Below are 19844 nucleotides of genomic sequence, written 5' to 3'. Positions count from 1 at the left end.
TGGTTAGTGGTCCAAGAACTACTGGAGATGGATATTATGAAAGTTGTATTATTGGAATTGAGAACAATCCTATTGAAATAACAGTGTAAATTCTAATGTAACTATAAACAGAAAATTATAGGGAGCAAGGTTTATATGTTGTATCAAAATGTAATTGATGAGTTTATTGATATGAGCAAAGAGATAATCGGGTACAAATTGACTGGAATTTATTTGCATGGTTCAATGGCTATGAATTGTTTTAATCCTGAAAAGAGTGATATTGACTTACTCATAGTGATTGAAAATGATATTACCCATGTGCAGAAAATGGAGTTTATGAAACAGACTGTGAAGCTGAATGAACAGGCTCCTGGGAAAGGGTTAGAAATCAGTATTGTGAAGAGAGAATACTGCAAGCCATTTGTGTATCCAACGCCATTTGAATTGCATTTTTCTCCAATTCATCTGGAATGGTTTAGAGACAATCCAGAGAATTATGTGGAAAACATGAAAGGTGAAGATAAAGACCTTGCGGCTCATTTTACAATTATAAACAGGTATGGAATTATGCTATACGGAGAACAGATTGAAAATATATTTGGAGAGGTATCGAAAAAGGATTATGTAGAAAGCGTCTGGTTTGATGTGGAAGATGCAAGAGAAGATATAGCAAATGAACCTATGAATATGACACTTAATTTGTGCAGAGTATTGGCACTTTTAAAGGAAGATTTATGTCTTTCAAAGCAGAAAGGCGGTGAGTGGGGGATTGCACATATGCCTGAAAGATATCATTCCCTTATTTTACAGGCATTAGATTGCTATAAAACAAATCAGATAATGCAGGAAGACATTGAAATTGTAGGTCAGTTTGCGGATGAAATGCTGACAATTATCAGGTCTGAAAAGGAGCAAATAGAAAAGTAGAATAAACAGAAGTTTTTTACCAATATAAAACTAAAACATTGCTATGAAATACGATAAATAAGAATTTGTGGAGGAGTAAACAGATGAATGGAGATATTCAGGAATACATTACGAAATATTGCGATGAGATACAAAAACTTTTTTATGAATTAAGGAGGTTGATTATTCAGAGTGTTCCTTGCGAAATTGAAGAGAAGTTATGGGCAAAGTTACCCAGCTATTATATTGGAGATAGATTCATTCGAATCATCCCCTTTAAAGATCATATAAATATTGAAGCTGGGGCTATTATGGAACATAAACATCAATTGGAACAATTTAAGATTACACCAAAGGGTATGTTGCAGATTCATCTTAATCAGAGCATACCGAGTAATGTTTTAGCGACAATTTTTAATGAAACACTTATAGGATAAACTCCAATATAACTGTAAATGGGAATTTGTAGATGTAAAAGAATTGTGGAGGAAAATATCATGGGATTATTTGACAAACTTTTCAAGACAGACGAAACAAGCAAAGGCTATAGTGAAAAATGGCTTGATTCAGCATCTGATGAAGAACTTGAAACAGAACGAGAAAAGGTAAGATTAGATCATTGTTCTGGTGACGAAAAGGCATGGAATATCTTAGGAAGATTTGATAATGAAATGAAAAAAAGAGCGAACAAAGGTCATGAAAATGAAGAGTATAAATACCCAAAGCATCGTGAACATGGATGGTATTTGTCAAATGATGATTAAATAAGTTCTGATTTGTTCAGATGTCAAGAATTTTGAAGTTATCTTGCAAACATCTTCTTGACCTACCGTTTAAGAAGCATTGTTCGCACAGCTCACTCAATTCCAAATTGTTGCGATAAGAAATTTGAATTTATGGAGGAACTGAAATGAAAGATGTTTATGAGATGTGCCCTAAATTTGAAAATGAACATTATCAGATACGCTTGCTGTTAAAGAAAGATGCAGCAGATCTGTTGGATGTGTATTCAGATGAGAAGGCAGTATCGTTATGCAATTCTGATGGCTGTAGTGGCGGATTTCATTTTACGACGATGGATGTAATGTGTGACGTCATCAAATGGTGGTTGGTGGAATATACAAATCGTGGATTTGTCCGTTTTTCTATTATTGATAAATATATTAACAAGGTAATAGGAACGATAGAACTCTTCCATAGAGATGCAAATGATTATTTTACCAACTGCGGATTACTTCGCCTTGATATTAGAAGTGATTATGAAAAGCCAGATATAATCGAAAACATTATTTCGTTAATGGTTTCCGAAACGTTTGAATTATTCGATTGTGATAAAATCGCAACTAAAGCGAAAGCAGAAGCGGTTGAAAGAAGAGATGCGCTATCAAAAATAGGATTTGCCTTATCAGAAGAGAAACTGATAGGATTTGATAGCACAGAATATGGCGATTATTTTGTAATATGTAAGTAAATAGATAAATTCCAATTTGTTGAGTTGTTGTGTCTTCCCATTGTGTTTATTAATAAAATGGATACTTTCAAAGATGATAATATTCATGATATAAAACGGGAAAAGTTTTCATAGGATGGATGGGAGTGTAAACGATGGCGGTTTTAACCGAAGAACAGATAAAAGGTAGGTATTTTAAAGAAATTGGAGGGTTTCCACCAGATAAAATTGTTACGGAAGTAAAGGATTACAAGGGCGAGGCTAATTTATGCGTTGCCTGTACACAACTTGACTATCATTACAGTGAACGTGATAAAAAGCGGATTTTAGCTGAGTGGATTGACTTTTTCCGGACATATACAAAAGCTTTAAAGGCTCTGCATTTTAATTCCCGCGTACCCCAGAAACTATTTGATGCAGCCTGCTGCCAGGAAAACTTGGAAGAGCTTCGATTTAAATGGGGAGCGTACTCTGACTTATCAGCATTAGAAGACTTAACTAAGCTGAAATTTCTGTACATCGGATCCGGTGTAGGAGTTCGTGATATAACAAGTCTTGGAAAGTTAAAAAATCTTATAGTTCTTTATATTGAAAATTTTAAGGATATTGAAGACTATTCTCCACTAACCGCACTGGATCAGCTAGAGCAGTTAGTAATAAGTGGACCTATATTGGGTAATACACCAATAAAAGATCTAGAGTTTCTACGCGAAATGAAAAGTCTTCTTTCCATTTGGATTCCAAATACAACTATTATGAAAAAATATACCTATAAAGAACTTGCTAATCTTCGCATATCTTTACCTAATTTGTATGATGTCAATGATTGCATATGGAGGTTGGATAGATGAAGCAATTATGGAATAAGATATTAAAAAATACTCTTCTGATTTATTGTGGACTTTATACTTTTGCGACGATACTAAATAGCATTTTATACCTTGCACAAGGTATCTATGAAGACCCAAACGGTAACTGGCATGAATTAGACCGTGCTATTATTGTACTTATTGGGGTACTTGCATTTGAGTTTTGTATTCATATCAAAGTAAAGAATAGAATTATAAGTGCATTTATTGGATATATTCCAACGCTGCTTTTGGCATTCGGATATGTATGGCTTGCAGGATTACGGGAGCCTTTGGTCAAAAATGCATATAGTGATATTTTCATCAACTATACTATGATGTTCTTATGCACTTGTATAATATATAATATTGTTGATATTGCAAGGAAAAAGAAAAGTAAATTCTGAATTTGTCAGGCCGCTTTGAACCAGGGCTATTTATATGAAATTATGAGAGACGAGGGAGTTTATATGAAGTGTACAATAGATATTAAAAGAGAAGGTAATTCTGTTATGGCTTATCTTCCATTTAACCCGAGAATTGAATTTGGAATTCCTAAAGGGTCAATCTATGTTATATGCACCATTGGCGGAGTGGAGTTCAAATCAAAATTGATGTCAAAGGGAAATAAAAAATACTGTATCTTTTTTAGTAAGCAACTTCTTAAAAATCTTGGCTTAAATGGTGAGGAGCATTTTAATGTTCCGCTGGATATAGTACTTGAAAACATAGCCATTTCTGAAGCAGTCGAGCCGAAGATGTTGGAGAACGATACGATAAGAGTCATCAGAGAACGTTCAAGTGTACGCTCCTTTATCGACAAAAAAGTCAGTCATATGGTATTGGATACGATATTGTATTCCGGGCTTTGTGCGCCGTCTGCCACAAACAAGCGCCCCTTTCATTTTGTCGTCACACAGAATAGGGAGAAAATGCTGCACATTATGGAAGGTAATTCCCATTATGCAAGGATGTTAACAACTGCAGCAGCTTGTATCATTGTATGTGGTGATAAAATTGTGCAGGGTATACCCGAGTGGCTGATGGAAGATTGTTCTGCTGCAACACAGAATATGCTTCTTGCAATTCATTCTCTTGGGCTTGGCGGTGTTTGGTGTGGTGTAAAGCAAGGCTCGGATTTTTACAAGAGTATAGTGAATGAGTTTGGGTTATCCTGCCATATACGACCGATTTCACTGATTGCTCTTGGATACACAGATGAGGATAGTCCCCAACGAAACCGATTTGAGCCGAGCAAACTGCATTACGAAGCGTGGTAAAGATTATGAGCATAAGCACGACAGATTTCAATTTTACGAACAGTTGATTACTTTCCGTTATATTTATGATGGATTAGAATCATAGGATACCAGGAGAATCACTGATATAAAAAAGAGAGGATAAAGATTATGGAATATGAAATTGTCCATTTACCAAAAGAAAAATGGAAAGGAACTATCATTCCAATTGGATATAAGACAGATAAATACTATGATGTTTTAGTAAATAATACAGAGAAAGGGTTTATTATTGAAATAGAAAAGAAAGACTTTACAGAGCCAGTGACTCATACACCACAAGAATATGATTTTCCGGATAAACTATATGAAGACCACTGGGAGAATGCTTATGCATGGGGAGTGTTAGTTAATGATGAATTAGTCGCTGCAATTGAAACTGATCAAGAATTATGGTCTAATCGCCTAAGGATTACAGAACTTTGGGTATCAGAAGGGTATCAAAAACAGGGAATAGGTCATAAGCTAATTAACATAGCAAAGGAACAGGCAAGAAGAGAACGTCGTCGTGCTATCATACTGGAAACACAATCTTGTAATGTTAATGCAATAGATTTTTATCAGCATGAAGGCTTTACCCTGATAGGTATGGATACCTGCTGCTACAAGAATAATGATTTGCAAAGAAAAGAAGTAAGGTTAGAATTTGGATGGTTTCCGGAAGAAAAGAAAAAAATAAAACGGGATGAAATAGAGATCAGAATAGAAACAGAGAATGACTGGTATGATGTAGAATTGATGACACAACATGCCTTTTGGAATAAACACTGTCCCGGATGTGATGAACATTATCTCGTTCATAAATTACGTCAGGATAAGGACTATCTTCCTGAACTAAGCAGAATAGCATTAAAGGATGGAAATGTAATAGGATGTATCATGTATTCAAAATCACGTGTTGTTGATGGTACGGATACACATGAAATTATAACTTTTGGGCCTCTTTGCGTAGATCCTAAGTGGCAGGGATGTGGAGTAGGAGAATTGTTATTAAGAGAAACAATGAATCTGGCTGCAGACAAAGGATATAAAGGTATAATAATCTTTGGAGAACCAGATTATTATCCTCGAATAGGTTTTAAAACATGTGATAACTTTAATATTACAACTGCTGACGGTAAAAACTTTGATGCATTTATGGGAATTGAATTGGTAGAAGGTGGCATGAAAGATATAAAGGGAAAATTCTACGAAGCGAAAGTTTTTGAAAATCTTTCGAAGGAAGAAGTAGAAGAATATAATAAGAAATTTCCAAAGCTGCAAAAATTAAGATTTCCAGGACAATGGGATTAAGTTGAAATTAAATAACAGCAAGTAAAATCAAGCAGTAATCTCTCTATTTCTCTATAATAAATGCAGGGTGGTTGAAACGGGGTGAACAGACGAATGTACGAGTGGCAGAAGCAAATTCAAATAATCGTTGATGAAATTGATAAATGTATTAAAAATTATAATGATGAAGCCTTGACACTACGTTTTCTCTCTCGCAAGCTGAGTTATTCCGAATTTTATACAACGAGAAAATTCAAAGAAATATCGGGTATGCAATTCAGGGATTATCTGCGGCATAGAAAATTAGCATTTGCACTAAAAGAGGTGCGGGATAGTGAAAAAAGCATTTTGGATATTGCTTTTGATTATGGTTTTTCATCACACGAAGCTTTTACCAGAGCTTTCAAGGGAACATATGGTGTAACTCCAAGTGAATACCGAAAAAAACCTAAGCCTGTCGTTCTTCGTACAAAAATAAACCCTTTTGACCGCTACTTTTTAGGATTGGGAGAGATTGGGATGATGGAATCTATAAATGATGTTAGAATTTATTTTGTAACCATTCCCGCACACAAATTTTTACACATTAAAAACTATGAGAGTAATGGGTATTGGGATTTTTGGCACAAGCAAAGTCTTATTCCGGGACAGGATTGCGAAACAATTTGCGGCTTACTCGATAGTATCAAGGGCAAATTGGATGACGATGGCGGGAGCGAATCTAACAGCGGCAGCGGTCAGATTATGGCATACATTAATGACCCGGTCGGCAGACTTTGTGATTGGGGTATTCCACGTACAGAGTGTTATGGTGTACGTCTTCCTTTTGATTATAAAGGCGAAGTACCACCACAAATGCTTATGATTGATGTTCCCGAAGCCGAGTATATTGTTTTTGAACATGGGCCATTCGATTATGAACAGGAAAATCGTAGTGTGGAGGAAAAGCTTGAAAGGGCAATGGCAACTTTTGATTTTGCAGGCACCGGTCACTGCTTTGATACTTCCCCCGGTAGAATAATTTACTTTTATCATGATCCGGAACGGTTTTTGAAGTATATCAGACCAGTACGGAAGTAAATAAAATCGACGGTCTATCCGCTTGAAGTGCAGTATATTATGGGAGGTGTTATAAATGAAAAAGTTTTTACATTTTGGAATTGTTGCAAGCGTCTATATCTTTATTTACGTCATATGCCGGCAATTCTTTTTTATAGGCAAGCCCTACCACTTATATACACCAGACTGGACTGCAAAAAACATCCTGTTAATTGCGGCAATTATATCTACTGCACCTGCCTTAATTGGTTGGAAAAGATACCCTTATATAACAGTTGGATTTTACTCTTTTGGTATTGTTTTAGGTGAGTTGTTCGGTTCTCAGATGGTTGTTATGGATCATAATTTGCCCCCGATGCCATATCATTATGGGTTTGCATGGTGCATCGGTACATATGCTATCGGCTGTGTTATCGGTCTAATGATTGAAAAAATAACCCGGTCAAGATCTGTTAAGGAGGATCCAAAATGGATATAGCAGTTTTGTCAGATATTCATGGTAATTATATTGCCTTGAAAAGATGTATCGATTATGCTTTATCTCGTAACATAAATAAATATATATTTTTAGGCGATTATGTTGGCGAACTCGCATATCCTGAAAAAACTATGCAAATAATTTATGATATAGATACGAAATATAAGTGTTATTTTATAAAAGGAAATAAAGAAGATTATTGGTTGAATTTTAACGAGAATGATAATAAGATATGGCGGGACAATAATTCTACAACCGGTTCAATGTTGTATACATATAGACATTTGAATAGAAGAGATTTAGATTTTTTTCAGAAATTACAACTGGCTCATACCATTACCATCAATAGTATGCCACAGGTTACAATCTGTCATGGTTCACCTTATAACACAAACGAAAAGTTATTAACTAATAATGACAGGACTTATGAAATAATGGATACGATAGATTCATCCATTATTTTATCCGGTCATACACATATTCAAAATAAAATTGAACATAATGGAAAGATAATTTTGAATGCTGGGTCAGTGGGCGTTCCGTTACATAGTAATGGTGAGTCACAGTTTTTGATATTACATGGAATGGATAAAAGATGGACGGAAGAATTTATTAGCCTGGAATATGATGTAGATAGGGTAATAGAAGAACTTCATGAATCAGGACTTGACAAACATGCACCCTATTGGTGTCGTGTAACGGAAAATCTATTGCGTAAAGGTAATTTATCTCATGGCGCAGTGTTAGCAAAAGCAATGTCTTTATGCAGTGCTGAAACTGGGAATTGTATATGGCCTGATATACCAGAAAAATATTGGAAACAAGCCGTAGAAGAAATGATAGATGCTTAAATTCTAATTTTTAGATTAATTATGAGCAACAACTAAAGCGTAAGAGGTTTTATGTTAAAACTTTCTAACGCCTTAGTTGTTTTTTATGTTGGGTCTTATTTTTCTCTCAATTTCACAATTTTAGCAGCCCGTCTACGGCTGGAATCATCAATGGCAGCATAATGTTTCTTTGTGGTATTAACATCCTGATGGCCTAATACATCTGCCACAAGATAGATATCTCCCGTTTCTCTGTAAAGATTTGTACCATAGGTACTTCTTAACTTATGGGGAGTGATTTTCTTTAAGGTAGTTACGGTTTTTGAATATTTCTTTACCAGGTTTTCCACAGATTTCACGCTGATCCTTCTTTTTTGCATAGAAAGGAAGAGGGCATTCGTATGACCTTCCATTGGTATGATATGATTTCTTTCATCCAGGTAATCAAGAAGTGCTTCACATACTTCATCCCCAAAATAGATAACTACTTCATTGCCGCCTTTTCTTCGTATCTTAATTCCATTATTTTTAAAATCTACATCAAAAATATCAAGGCCCACACATTCAGAAACACGAATTCCGGTCCCAAGGAGCAGGGTCATTATTGCTAAATCTCTGAGCTTGGTTTTATTATGATATTTTTGCTGGGATTTTGTCAGTGCCTCGCCACTTTCTACCTCATCAAGCAGCATTGCCACCTCATCCACATCCAGCCGTATGATCTCTTTTTGATGAAGTTTTGGAATATCAACTCTGGAAGTTGGATTCGTATCGATCCATTCTTTCTTATAACAATAATTATAAAGACTGCGTAAGGAAATCAATTTACGTTTTCTGGCACTTTCCTCATTCACATATTCTTTTTCATTTTTTTTATAATACTTTATGTAGTCTAAATATTCTTCAATATCTACCGGTTTTAACTGTTCCAATACTTCAGGTTTAAGTTCCCTTATATTTTTCCCTTTGAAATAAGGATTCTGATTATATAAAAAATTAAAAAAGACACTTATATCGTAAGCATAGCCAAGTCTGGTCCTTGAAGAAGTAGTAGGTTCAATTCCTCTAAAATACGCTGCACAAAAATGTGGTAAAGTATTTATGATATCTCTTAATTTTAATTCATTATCTTTGTTTACCTGGTCGTGATAATTATGTTCTTTCATTGATTGCACCCACCTTTTTGTTTAAATAAATTTAAAACTTAAGAAACACTTAATATTTTGTCTAAAAAATCGTAAGATTCCAGTTTATTATATATAATTTAAGGAATAAAATCAATCTTTGACACAATTCTAACACTTTTAATTAGTAGTATCAATGATAGCAACATGAAAATACAGCATATAGGAAAAAAGGGTGAAGTGAGAATCTAATGAACGAAAGAAAATTATTAACAGTAGCACAAAAATTAAATCATACCAAGAGCGTAAAAAAGTATTTTATTAAGGTCGTTTTAACTCTTATGATTATATTAATGTCTGGAGCAACCGTTGAGGCAGCTTCAAGCCTGAAATTATATTACAATAAGAAAACAGTTAATTATACTGGTCAGAAAGTAACTTATAAATATAATAGTAAAGCCATTAATAATAGCGCCCGTCCTGGTATTATAATGAATGGAACTTCCTTAGTTTCTGCATATGATGTATTTACCAATAAAGCAATTGGGGCAAAATATTCCTATTCCAGTAAATCTGGTGTTGTCACAATTAAAAAAGATACTAAAGAAGTAAAAATGACTGTAGGCAGCAAAACAGCTTATGTGAATGGTGTGAAAAAAACAACTTCTTTAGCACCTCTGCTGGTAAAATATCCAGCCGGTTCCAGTAAAGTACTTGTGCCTGCAAGATTTGTATTTGAGTCTCTGGGTTATACCTATAATTGGCAAAGCAATATCTCTACTGTGACAATTACAAGTCCTGTGAAAAGTTCAGCAACAAAAGGTCTTAATCTATACTATGATAATAAATGGGTAAACTATACAAGCACTCAGGGAATCGTAATGATTAACGGTAAGAAATTACCTCTGACCATGCCAAGCATTATTATTAATAATACAGCAATGGTTCATGCCTGGAGAGTTTTCAGCTATTCCAGCATTAAAGCAACCTATAATTATAACAGTTCTACCGGCACCGTAACTCTTAAAAAAGGTGACAAAGAAATTGTTATGACACTGGGCAGCAAGAAAGCACTGGTAAATGGTGTTGAAAAGACAATGAGTGAAGCACCAAGACTGGTAAAGAGCAAAGAAAGAAATGCGTCTTATGTTATGGTTCCGGGACAATCTGTAACAAATTTCCTGGGCTACGGATATAAATGGAATGGTACCTCGAAAGCATCTGAGATAAATACCAAAGTAACAAATACGGATCCAGAGTTAGATGGTGACGATACATCTCCATTAAATCCAGAAAAAACATATGTGAAACATAGTATTTCTCCGTCAATGGAAGTTGAGTTTAATTCAGTAAAAGGGATCAATAAAACGAATATTCCTGGAACAAACTATAATACCTCATCTATATTATCTGTTTGGCAGGATGGAAGTTCATATACGAACAAAGATGTTTATGTGATTACTTCAAGTAGTCCATTAGGAGAAATAACATCCAGCTTCAAAAACGACAGTACGATTTCTGTAACATTAGCGAATACAGCTGCATCAAATAATACATATATCATGAATGATGGGCTTGCAAGTCAGATACTTACCAATTACGATCCTGCAAATAATAATACAACTCTTGATATATCATTAAATGCACCAAAAGCAAAATATGAACTTAATTTATCAAATGATTTATGTACTCTTTATGTAAATGTATATAATAATTATATTTCAGAGTTAGAAGCAGGATATAAATCAGGGAATGATACCATTGCTATTTCTTCCTTATCGAAATTAGCGCCAATCATTACAGAAGATTCCACTCATGTTTATTTGGACTTTAAAAATACAATCAATGGTATAGGTACTAAGAGCGACCAGATATCAGATGGTATTTTCATGAAAGAAATTACAGTAACAAATCCGACTTATGATACTACAAGAATTTCAATTGTGAAAACAAGCGGAAGTAATTATGTAACATCCAGTACGGATAATAAATATACCATCTCATTTTATGATGAAACAGTTTCCAATTATTCTTTAATGATTAAAAAACCTTCGGGAATAGATGCATCTCAAATCACAAATGAAGATTTATATTATAATAATCAGTTTAAGATCACCTTACCGGGAGATCAAACACAATTTTTAGCTGAAAATCCTATTATTAATACAAATAGTGTGATAACAAGTGTAACTTATTCTTTGAATCAAAATGGAAATACGGATATCCTTGTTAAGACGAAAAAACTTCAAGGTTATAAAGTAAGTGTACAAAACGATTCTATTAAAGTAGCTGTAGGTAATCCAAAAGATATTTATAAAAATATCGTTATACTGGATGCCGGACATGGCGGCCATGATCCAGGTGCACAATACGGCGGTTATTCAGAAAAAAATATTAACTATAAGATCCTTTATACATGTGCCAAAAAGTATTTTAATAGCAGTGATTCTAATATTAAAGCATATTGGACCAGACGTGATGATACTTTTATTACACTGGATGACAGAGCTGCCTATGCGAAAAAAATGGGCGCTGATTTATTCATCAGTCTTCATATGAATGCAGCTGGTTCAAAGACACCAGAAGGGCTGGAAGTATATTATTCTTCATCAAATAGTTCTGTGTCAGACTCAGGTTTGACAAGCTCAAAATTCGCAACAATATTTGCAAGCCAGCTAAGCACCAAATTAGATTTAATTAATCGCGGAGCTAAGAATAGTGCATTTGTAGTTGTAAAGAAGAATACAGTACCTGCAATATTGATTGAGCTTGGATTTATGACGAATTCAAATGATTTAAATAAGATGAAAAGTGCAACTTTCCAAGATAAAACAGCAAAGGCGATTTATGAATCTGCTGCATATGTATTTGATAACTATCCAACCGGAAGATAACAAATGATATTGTTCATGATATAATAATCCATTTTTAATTTACAGGAAGTAAAAATGCTTGCTTGCAAGAGATTTTTACCACGATAACCATAAGAAGCCCGGAAACCGTGTTTCTTATGGTTATATAATTAGAAATGGATTATTAATTATCAAGATTTGGATCCATATAATAGTAAATTAAGAAAATGATAGGAGTGTATTATGAAACACATTAAGAACATTATGTATCTATTCACCATATTTGCATTTTTAATCATGCTATCCAATGATACTGTAATACAGGCAGCAAGCAAAGATACGAAGGCACCTGCTGTAAGTTTAACTCAGGATAAGAAGACGTATACCAAGTCTGCAGTAAAAGTTACCGTTAAAGCAACCGATACTTCTGGAATTAAAACAGTTAAATGGGCCAGTGGCACAAAAGATGCAACTTATTTTAGTAAAAATGGAACGTCATTAAAACTTGCCAAAAATATTGCAACTGTTTCAATAGAAAAGAACGGTATTTATAGTTTTTATGTGGTTGATAAAGCGGGAAACAAAAAAATATCCACGATTAAAATAAGCAATATTGATAAAACGGCTCCAGCAATCACTTTAGCACCAAATAAAAAAACTCCTACAAATACATCCGTTAAGGTGACCGTTGGCCTTAAAGACAGAGCTGGTATCAAAACTGTGAAATGGGCTGCGGGCAAACAAAACAGTAGCTATTTTAAAAATAATGGAACCGCTTTAAAACTCAATTCCAATAATACAACTGCATTTACTGTGAAAGAAAATGGAACTTATACTGTTTATGCAATGGATAAAACAGGTAATGGAAGAATTTCTGAGATAGCAGTATCTAATATAGATAATAAAGCTCCGGCAGCCAGTCTTTCATATTCTGTTTTAAATCAGGCTGCAACTATCAAGGTCAGTACCAAAGATACTTCCGGAGTTAAGAGCATTCAATATTTAAAAGGAACTGTAACAGATCCTGCTTCTGAAAAATGGAATAATAGCAACACTCTTTTTGATACCGTGAATTTCAAAGTGAAAACTTCCGGAACATATAGTGTTCTTATTACTGATAAAGCGGGGAATACAACAGTAGAAACTTTAAAAGTAAGATTGGAGCTAAGAGCTGTATGGATTTCATACCTTGAATTTAGTAATAAGGGATATTCAGAAAGTCAGTTTAAGAAAAAGATCAATGAAATGTTCGATAACTCTGTAGATCTTAAGATGAATGCCGTTATCGTTCAGGTCAGACCAATGGGTGACGCTCTATATAATTCAGATTATTTTCCATGGTCAGTATATGTTTCTGGAAAGCAAGGAAAAGATCCCGGTTTTGATCCATTAGAATATATGGTAGAAGCCGCTCATAAAAGAGGGCTGGAATTCCATGCATGGCTAAATCCTTATAGAGTCACCTTAAGCACAACAGATTATAATACTTTATCAAAAGATAATCCGGCCAGAATCTGGAAGGAAGATAGTTCAACAAAGAATGATAGAAATGTACTCAGCTTTGGAAGCAGCCTATACTATAACCCTGCATCAAAAGAAGTACAGAACATGATTGTTTCAGACATTGAAAATATCGTAAATAAATATGATGTGGATGGTATCCATTTCGATGATTATTTCTATCCTTCCCTTGGAAGCAGCTATAAATCAAACTTTGATTATAAAGAATACAATACATATAAAGAGAGCACCACAAAAGCTGGTAAAACACCGATGACAATCGATGCCTGGAGAAGAAATAATGTAAGTACATTGGTTCGTAATGTATATAAATCCATTAAAGCGATTGATTCTTCTGTAGAATTTGGTATAAGCCCACATGGAAATATATCAAATTTAATGGCCAAAGATAAATATTATGTTGATGTAGAAAAATGGTTATCCACAGATGGATATGTAGATTATATTGCGCCACAGATTTATTGGTCATTTACTCATAAAATCTGCCCATTTGATGATACTGTACAAAGATGGCTGGATACAAGAACTGCGAATTCTGTAAAAATGTATATCGGAATTGCAAATTACAAAGCAAAAGCTACGATAAGTGATGATCCGGAATGGAAGAAAGCAAATGATGAATTAAAACGTCAGGTTGAGTACGGTAGAAAAACCGGCTCTGTAGATGGATTCTTATTCTTTAGATATGAACACTTTTTCAAAGATGCGATGCAGGTAGAAGTTGATAATTTAATAGAGATTCTGGATAAGAAATAGAAGTAAATATTATAATTAATGATAAAAAATAGAGGTATAAGCTTTTTAGTTTATACCTCTATTTTTTATGGAATAGGGCGATATCTAATGATATAAGCACTCCAATATAAATGCATACCAGAATAAAATACTTTGTTTCATTTTACAAAATTTACATATAATGTTAGAATGATATAGATATCATTTTTCTATATGCTAAAGTTAAAGGAGAACATAAATGAATCAAAATCTATTAAATATTCTTAAAAAAATTTTAACACTGGTTATATTAAGCCTTATCTTTTCAATAATTATTTATGTTATTGCTATTTTCATTTCAAAACAGTTTAATTATAATATTCAAGATATATTATTTGGGGGAGGTCTTATACTGATTATCATAGGAGGACTTATGTCTATACATGGAAATCCATCCGGAGCAAGTCTCTGGGGGTTAGGACAATCTAATGCCCAATATACTTCTTTTCTTAATCTTGAAGCCAAAAAGGAAGAAAATAAAATTGAAGATACCAGGAGTCATTTACTAAAAAACTCTATTAAAAAATCCAGACATATAAATATCATTTTTATTATTAGTGGATTATTCCTGATAATATATAATCAATTTTTTATATAATATTTTAATATTAGGAGGGGATAGGAATGAATGAAAAAACAAATTTAAAACTCTATAATGTCATATTTCCAATATGGCTGCTATGGCTTTTCCCAATGACATGGTTGGTTATTTTACCTTCAAATTTTCTTATTGATACTATAGTTGTCTTAATTACGTTAAAGGTACTAAAGTTATCTGGGCAAGGAATCTATAAAAAAATTATTTTTAAGGTTTGGGGATTTGGTTTTCTATCGGATTTTATTGGAACATTTATAATGTTCTCACCCAGTTTAATTGATGGTTTTCTCGATTATGAATCACCAATGGGTAAATGGTGGTATGAAAATTTAACAAACGCAGTATCTTATAATCCATTTGAAAGCATATTTTCTTTTCTTTGGGTTACCTTTGCTATTATTATTACGTCCCTTTTTATCTATATTTTTAATTATAAGATAAGTCTAAGAAAGGTTGAAATCGAAAATGCACTAAAGAAAAAGATCGCTTTATCCATCGCAATTTTTACGGCACCATTCTTTTTCTATCTTCCTACAAAATGGTTTTACTAAAAGAATCTAAATATAAATTATTTAAGGGAGATATGAAGTGGAAGATTTTAATTTAGAAGAATATTTATCTAAAGGGATTGAAAATATAGTGAAAGGAATTATTAAGGCTTCCATTGCAAATCCAAAAGAAAGTCCGTAAGGATATTATTAAAGCAGCTGGCACCATACCAGAAATCCTGTTCCCCATATTTACAAATGGAACCTTATTGAATGATGAATATATTAAGGTTTTTGGAAAATATCGAAACTTAATTCCAGTGTTAAGTATTGAGGGCCGGGAAGAAAAAACGGATGAAAGACGTGGCGAAGGTATTTATAAAATTCTGGCTGGAACCATGGGTAAATTGAAGAAAAATAAAATATTATTCGGAGCATCGGTTACTGTCACTACCTCAAACTTTGAAGAAGTGACATCAAGACCATTTATTGAACATCTTTTAGAAAATGGCTGTAAAGGAGTAATCTACGTGGAATATGTACCAGTTTCTAAGGACAGCAAGGATCTGGCTATTGGGGATGATGAAAGGGAACTTTTAAGTAACAAATTAAGCCTTCATCGTAAAGAATATGAAAACATGCTATTTATTTCATTTCCTGGTGATGAAAAAAGTTCTGGTGGGTGTCTTGCCGCTGGCAGAGGATTTTTTCATATTAATTCCCATGGTGGTGCTGAACCTTGTCCCTTTTCTCCTTATTCCGATATCAATGTGAGAGATACCTCCTTAAAGGAAGCTATGAAATCAAAACTATTTAACAATCTTAGAAATAGTGACATGTTAATGGAAGATCACATCGGAGGTTGTATTTTATTTGAACAAAAAGATAAAGTTGAGAATTTTTTATCCTTATAATGTATCATAGACTATAAATGTATAAGTCTCTTTCTTTTACACATAATATCTTTGTCTGATATGTAAAATGACGGAAATTGTCATACATAGAGATAATGAAGATTGATTTTGAAAGGAGAGTAGTGATGTATTTTCTATAAATACATCATATGAAATGAGATGAGTAATCATAAAAGTAATATACCAAAAAGCGAGATGGAAGAGATAGCAAAGGAACTTGGAGTCTATGACAAAGTCAAAACGAATGGCTGGAAAGATGTATCTTCAAAGGATTGCGGAAATATTGTAACAAAATCTTTAGAAATTATGGAAAGATCAATGAAAGATAATGAAAAATAATAAAGAAATAAATTAATATTTAAATATTCTGCAGAATCTTTCCTGTATTGACATATTTAGAAACAAGTACTATAATACAAAAAGGGAATGAAGTTCTCCCATGGCAATATTGCCCAAACCGCTTATTAAGCTAATGACTTCTGTGATTTTCACAGATGCATTGGCTTTTTTTATGTAGTAGAATAAAATGCATATCCTATTTCATAAAAAAGCTGCCCTTCTGTGATAAAAAACAAATATATTTTTTAGGAGGATACTCATGCTTACAAGTTTAGCTTTCATATTTCTTTTAGGAATGTCCCTAGGAGCAATCTTTAAGAAACTCAAATTGCCTAGTTTATTAGGTATGTTAATTACAGGAATCATATTAGGCCCCTATGCCCTAAATTGGTTAGACGACTCCATATTATCTATATCAGCAGATCTTAGGCAATTAGCATTAATCATTATATTAACCCGAGCCGGCTTGGCACTTGATATAAAAGATTTAAAAAAGGTTGGAAGACCAGCTATTCTTATGTGTTTTATACCAGCCTGCTTTGAAATTGCAGGAATGATACTGATCGCACCTAAATTATTAAACATTTCTATTTTAGATGCGGCCATCATGGGAACAGTGATTGCTGCTGTTTCTCCAGCTGTTATAGTACCTAAAATGCTTCATTTAATGGAAACAAAATATGGAATGAATAAAAGTATACCCCAGTTAATTATGGCTGGAGCTTCTGTAGATGATGTATTTGTAATCGTACTATTTACCGCTTTTACAGGCCTTGCCCAGGGAGAACAGATATCACCTATGAGCTTCGTGCAGATTCCCATATCGATTATTTTTGGTCTTATTATTGGTATCCTGATAGGAATAATATTATCAGCTGTATTTAAAAAATTACATCTTAGAGACTCTGCAAAAGTTATAATTATATTAAGTATTTCCTTTTTATTAGTTGCTATAGAACAGTCTTTAAAAGGTATTGTTCCATTTTCGGGCTTATTGGCTGTCATGAGTTTAGGGGCTGCTTTACAGAAAAATCATTTCGATTTATCAAAACGCCTATCTGATAAATTCTCCAGGTTATGGGTTGGTGCAGAAGTTCTTCTGTTTGTGCTGGTAGGGGCAACTGTAGATATAAAATATTCTATTTTAGCAGGATTTTCTGCAATCATAGTAATATTGGGTGTGCTTATTTTCCGTATGGCAGGTGTATTCTTCTGTATGATTAAAACAAAACTGACTATAAAGGAAAGGTTATTCTGCATGATTGCATATATGCCTAAAGCAACTGTGCAGGCAGCGATTGGTTCCATTCCCTTGACCTTAGGTCTTTCCTGTGGGCCGATTGTACTTACAGTAGCCGTTTTATCTATTTTAATTACAGCACCGCTTGGAGCTTTGGGGATAGATATGACTTATAAAAGTTTTTTGACAAGAGGAGAGTAGATATCCGTTTATCCTGACTTTAGAATTTAATAAAGACATAAAATAACAGCACAGGATACAATTAAATGATGTGTCATTAATATATCTAAAGAATCTAGGATGACACATTCAAAAGAACTGAACTGGCGGAACAAGATGATAAAATAATCGGATTTGAAAATATAAAACATTGTTAAATGAGAACTATTATCAATAACTCTTGGAGATTATTAAGTCGTTGTGATTAAAGATATTAATAAGAATATAATTTAAAGGTTTACAGAAAAATAAAGAGTTGGAACATATTAAAATATATTTAGAAAAAATATTAAGGATGCTCAACAGATGAGCTTTATGAGCTTTATGAGCTTTAAGATGATTAATTTATTGATTATATTTACCTGGATTGATTTATAATACTAAATATAATTATTTATATTTTAAAATAATTATGAAAGTTATAACAAAGCAATAATAAAGTAATCCATTCTAAAGTAATAAACCAATATGGAGTATGTATATTATTATATAATAAATGCTCATTTTTTAAGAAAAATCCAATGTAATATATTATTATACAAAAGGGGTTTTACTAATTTGATAGATATAAAAAATATAAAATTACAAAATTGAAGAGTGAATCATTCAATATTAATAACAATTTAAGCTTAGCATAGAAATATATGAATTAGGGTCCAGATGAATGAATTAGGATTGATCAGTATATATCCTTTGAAAAACTGTCGTACTTTTCGTTAAACTTGCGTTTTGCGAATAGTTGAAACAGTTACGATTATCTATATCCTAATGTAATTTGTTATAGAAATTTTCGCTACAATATGGGCAATTCATATTCATTCCTCCACTTTATCTTGTGACTTTTTTAGTTCAACTATATACGAATTTCAATTTATCGGTTTGTTAATTGTTTTCTCAATCGTTCGTTTTTAGATTTGAGTTCTTCATAATCTAGAAAGCTTATTACATGTATTTTACTGTTCTTTTGGAATTCACCTTAAAACCAGCCACAATAACCATCTGTAGTTTTACTATCAGCAATCCCATTGGCATTTCTTTAAATCAACATGAGTTCCATCTTTCAGAGGAATACCCTCATTGCGAAGCAAGTCACCTTGTTCAATCCATCCTAGTGCCAGTCTGTAGTCTTGCAATTTGTCCGTATGTAGCAACACTACCCTTCGGAATTTCCTCCACAACAGAAAGAATTTCATAAATCAAATTTTCTTCTAAAACTCAAGTCTCTTATCATATATTCAGCTGGTGTTATTTTTTTGTTTGTTAATAATTTATCATTTTTTTCAACAATCTTTCTTGCTTCCGGAGATTCTATTTTTATTCCAAATATTGTCTGAAGTATGAGTAATTGAATTTAATTCATATTTTAGCGGGATATATATTTGATTTTTACGTTCGGAAGCTGCCTGGTCTTTTTCTTTTCCTTTTATTCCGGTTATGTATACAAACCATCCAGTGATACCACCAAAAATAACAACAAGGATGCCACTAATAGTGCTACTTATTATATCTTGTCCAATCGTGTTCCAATCCATTGCTAATTTTCACTAATATCTTCACCATTAAATGATACTTTTTTATATCTGTTTAAATTTTCTTTTTCAATTATTTCTATTGCATCCTCTAGTGTCATTTTCCATTCTCCTTACTTAATC

General features: G+C 33.2%; 21 protein-coding genes and 1 riboswitch. Of the genes, 18 read left to right on the top strand and 3 right to left on the bottom strand.

Annotation, left to right across the window (positions count from 1 at the left end; genetic code table 11):
* The first annotated feature begins 135 nt into the window (after positions 1-135).
* From EDD66_RS06090 to EDD66_RS06035, 11 genes are all read left to right on the top strand, one after another.
* A complete protein-coding gene (locus tag EDD66_RS06090; RefSeq protein ID WP_123608676.1) occupies positions 136-909 on the top strand; it encodes an aminoglycoside adenylyltransferase domain-containing protein in 774 nt (257 codons plus the stop codon).
* Between the two features lie 83 nt (positions 910-992).
* Positions 993-1325, top strand: coding sequence for a DUF1801 domain-containing protein (locus EDD66_RS06085; RefSeq protein WP_123608675.1), 333 nt, complete (start codon positions 993-995; stop codon positions 1323-1325).
* Between the two features lie 60 nt (positions 1326-1385).
* A complete protein-coding gene (locus EDD66_RS06080) occupies positions 1386-1652 on the top strand; it encodes a hypothetical protein (RefSeq protein ID WP_207667757.1) in 267 nt (88 codons plus the stop codon).
* Positions 1653-1798: 146 nt separating this feature from the next.
* Positions 1799-2359, top strand: a complete 561-nt coding sequence (locus EDD66_RS06075) for an N-acetyltransferase (protein ID WP_123608674.1) — start codon at positions 1799-1801, stop codon at positions 2357-2359.
* 134 nt (positions 2360-2493) lie between these two features.
* The gene (locus tag EDD66_RS06070; protein ID WP_123608673.1) at positions 2494-3189 is read left to right on the top strand and encodes a leucine-rich repeat domain-containing protein; all 696 of its coding nucleotides are present in this window, start codon (positions 2494-2496) and stop codon (positions 3187-3189) included.
* On the top strand, positions 3186-3593 hold the full coding sequence (locus EDD66_RS06065) for a DUF6608 family protein (RefSeq protein WP_123608672.1): 408 nt from the start codon (positions 3186-3188) through the stop codon (positions 3591-3593). Before EDD66_RS06070 ends, EDD66_RS06065 begins: the two co-directional genes overlap by 4 nt.
* A 63-nt stretch (positions 3594-3656) precedes the next feature.
* Positions 3657-4466 carry a nitroreductase family protein gene (locus EDD66_RS06060; RefSeq protein ID WP_123608671.1) on the top strand — a complete coding sequence of 270 codons (810 nt, stop codon included), beginning with the start codon at positions 3657-3659 and terminating at the stop codon, positions 4464-4466.
* Positions 4467-4595: 129 nt separating this feature from the next.
* On the top strand, positions 4596-5777 hold the full coding sequence (locus tag EDD66_RS18680; RefSeq protein WP_243115312.1) for a GNAT family N-acetyltransferase: 1182 nt from the start codon (positions 4596-4598) through the stop codon (positions 5775-5777).
* Positions 5778-5870: 93 nt separating this feature from the next.
* Positions 5871-6836, top strand: coding sequence for a helix-turn-helix transcriptional regulator (locus tag EDD66_RS06045; RefSeq protein WP_123608670.1), 966 nt, complete (start codon positions 5871-5873; stop codon positions 6834-6836).
* 55 nt (positions 6837-6891) lie between these two features.
* Positions 6892-7293 (top strand): hypothetical protein, encoded by a 402-nt coding sequence (locus tag EDD66_RS06040; protein ID WP_123608669.1) that lies wholly within the window; start codon positions 6892-6894, stop codon positions 7291-7293.
* A complete protein-coding gene (locus EDD66_RS06035) occupies positions 7284-8144 on the top strand; it encodes a metallophosphoesterase family protein (RefSeq protein ID WP_123608668.1) in 861 nt (286 codons plus the stop codon). Before EDD66_RS06040 ends, EDD66_RS06035 begins: the two co-directional genes overlap by 10 nt.
* Before the next feature lie 95 nt (positions 8145-8239).
* Here EDD66_RS06035 and EDD66_RS06030 read toward each other — a convergent pair whose 3' ends face one another.
* Positions 8240-9289: a tyrosine-type recombinase/integrase gene (locus tag EDD66_RS06030; RefSeq protein WP_123608667.1), complete on the bottom strand. Its 1050-nt coding sequence runs from the start codon at positions 9287-9289 to the stop codon at positions 8240-8242.
* Positions 9290-9498: 209 nt separating this feature from the next.
* Between EDD66_RS06030 and EDD66_RS06025 the strand changes: the two genes are divergently transcribed.
* From EDD66_RS06025 to EDD66_RS05995, 7 genes are all read left to right on the top strand, one after another.
* Positions 9499-12141: an N-acetylmuramoyl-L-alanine amidase gene (locus tag EDD66_RS06025; protein ID WP_123608666.1), complete on the top strand. Its 2643-nt coding sequence runs from the start codon at positions 9499-9501 to the stop codon at positions 12139-12141.
* A gap of 201 nt (positions 12142-12342) precedes the next feature.
* Positions 12343-14376: a glycoside hydrolase family 10 protein gene (locus tag EDD66_RS06020; RefSeq protein WP_123608665.1), complete on the top strand. Its 2034-nt coding sequence runs from the start codon at positions 12343-12345 to the stop codon at positions 14374-14376.
* Positions 14377-14593: 217 nt separating this feature from the next.
* Positions 14594-14992, top strand: coding sequence for a hypothetical protein (locus EDD66_RS06015; protein WP_123608664.1), 399 nt, complete (start codon positions 14594-14596; stop codon positions 14990-14992).
* Between the two features lie 26 nt (positions 14993-15018).
* Positions 15019-15543 (top strand): hypothetical protein, encoded by a 525-nt coding sequence (locus EDD66_RS06010; RefSeq protein ID WP_123608663.1) that lies wholly within the window; start codon positions 15019-15021, stop codon positions 15541-15543.
* 113 nt (positions 15544-15656) lie between these two features.
* The gene (locus tag EDD66_RS06005; RefSeq protein ID WP_330510874.1) at positions 15657-16394 is read left to right on the top strand and encodes a radical SAM protein; all 738 of its coding nucleotides are present in this window, start codon (positions 15657-15659) and stop codon (positions 16392-16394) included.
* A gap of 159 nt (positions 16395-16553) precedes the next feature.
* Positions 16554-16733 (top strand): small, acid-soluble spore protein, alpha/beta type, encoded by a 180-nt coding sequence (locus EDD66_RS06000; protein ID WP_123608662.1) that lies wholly within the window; start codon positions 16554-16556, stop codon positions 16731-16733.
* A gap of 74 nt (positions 16734-16807) precedes the next feature.
* A riboswitch (Fluoride riboswitch) is annotated at positions 16808-16883 on the top strand.
* A 109-nt stretch (positions 16884-16992) separates the two neighbouring features.
* On the top strand, positions 16993-18174 hold the full coding sequence (locus EDD66_RS05995) for a cation:proton antiporter (RefSeq protein ID WP_123608661.1): 1182 nt from the start codon (positions 16993-16995) through the stop codon (positions 18172-18174).
* Between the two features lie 1031 nt (positions 18175-19205).
* Here EDD66_RS05995 and EDD66_RS05990 read toward each other — a convergent pair.
* Complete coding sequence (locus EDD66_RS05990) at positions 19206-19343, bottom strand: MGMT family protein (RefSeq protein WP_330510872.1); 138 nt, start codon at positions 19341-19343, stop codon at positions 19206-19208.
* A 129-nt stretch (positions 19344-19472) separates the two neighbouring features.
* The gene (locus EDD66_RS05985; RefSeq protein ID WP_123608660.1) at positions 19473-19724 is read right to left on the bottom strand and encodes a hypothetical protein; all 252 of its coding nucleotides are present in this window, start codon (positions 19722-19724) and stop codon (positions 19473-19475) included.
* Between the last annotated feature and the right edge of the window lie 120 nt (positions 19725-19844).

The organism is Mobilisporobacter senegalensis, from assembly GCF_003752155.1.
Taxonomy (GTDB): Bacteria; Bacillota; Clostridia; order Lachnospirales; family Lachnospiraceae; genus Mobilisporobacter; species Mobilisporobacter senegalensis.
Note: the sequence above shows the minus strand (reverse complement) of the source record. Positions and strands in the feature narration are given on the sequence as shown.

Coding starts and splice junctions, on each gene's coding strand:
- EDD66_RS05995 (WP_123608661.1), top strand. CDS start 16,993: ATGCTTACAAGTTTAGCTTTCATATTTCTTTTAGGAATGTCCCTAGGA.
- EDD66_RS06000 (WP_123608662.1), top strand. CDS start 16,554: ATGAGTAATCATAAAAGTAATATACCAAAAAGCGAGATGGAAGAGATA.
- EDD66_RS18680 (WP_243115312.1), top strand. CDS start 4,596: ATGGAATATGAAATTGTCCATTTACCAAAAGAAAAATGGAAAGGAACT.
- EDD66_RS06015 (WP_123608664.1), top strand. CDS start 14,594: ATGAATCAAAATCTATTAAATATTCTTAAAAAAATTTTAACACTGGTT.
- EDD66_RS06060 (WP_123608671.1), top strand. CDS start 3,657: ATGAAGTGTACAATAGATATTAAAAGAGAAGGTAATTCTGTTATGGCT.
- EDD66_RS06020 (WP_123608665.1), top strand. CDS start 12,343: ATGAAACACATTAAGAACATTATGTATCTATTCACCATATTTGCATTT.
- EDD66_RS06090 (WP_123608676.1), top strand. CDS start 136: ATGTTGTATCAAAATGTAATTGATGAGTTTATTGATATGAGCAAAGAG.
- EDD66_RS06025 (WP_123608666.1), top strand. CDS start 9,499: ATGAACGAAAGAAAATTATTAACAGTAGCACAAAAATTAAATCATACC.
- EDD66_RS06045 (WP_123608670.1), top strand. CDS start 5,871: ATGTACGAGTGGCAGAAGCAAATTCAAATAATCGTTGATGAAATTGAT.
- EDD66_RS05985 (WP_123608660.1), bottom strand. CDS start 19,724: ATGGATTGGAACACGATTGGACAAGATATAATAAGTAGCACTATTAGT.
- EDD66_RS06075 (WP_123608674.1), top strand. CDS start 1,799: ATGAAAGATGTTTATGAGATGTGCCCTAAATTTGAAAATGAACATTAT.
- EDD66_RS06080 (WP_207667757.1), top strand. CDS start 1,386: ATGGGATTATTTGACAAACTTTTCAAGACAGACGAAACAAGCAAAGGC.
- EDD66_RS06040 (WP_123608669.1), top strand. CDS start 6,892: ATGAAAAAGTTTTTACATTTTGGAATTGTTGCAAGCGTCTATATCTTT.
- EDD66_RS06085 (WP_123608675.1), top strand. CDS start 993: ATGAATGGAGATATTCAGGAATACATTACGAAATATTGCGATGAGATA.
- EDD66_RS06030 (WP_123608667.1), bottom strand. CDS start 9,289: ATGAAAGAACATAATTATCACGACCAGGTAAACAAAGATAATGAATTA.
- EDD66_RS06035 (WP_123608668.1), top strand. CDS start 7,284: ATGGATATAGCAGTTTTGTCAGATATTCATGGTAATTATATTGCCTTG.
- EDD66_RS06010 (WP_123608663.1), top strand. CDS start 15,019: ATGAATGAAAAAACAAATTTAAAACTCTATAATGTCATATTTCCAATA.
- EDD66_RS06065 (WP_123608672.1), top strand. CDS start 3,186: ATGAAGCAATTATGGAATAAGATATTAAAAAATACTCTTCTGATTTAT.
- EDD66_RS06070 (WP_123608673.1), top strand. CDS start 2,494: ATGGCGGTTTTAACCGAAGAACAGATAAAAGGTAGGTATTTTAAAGAA.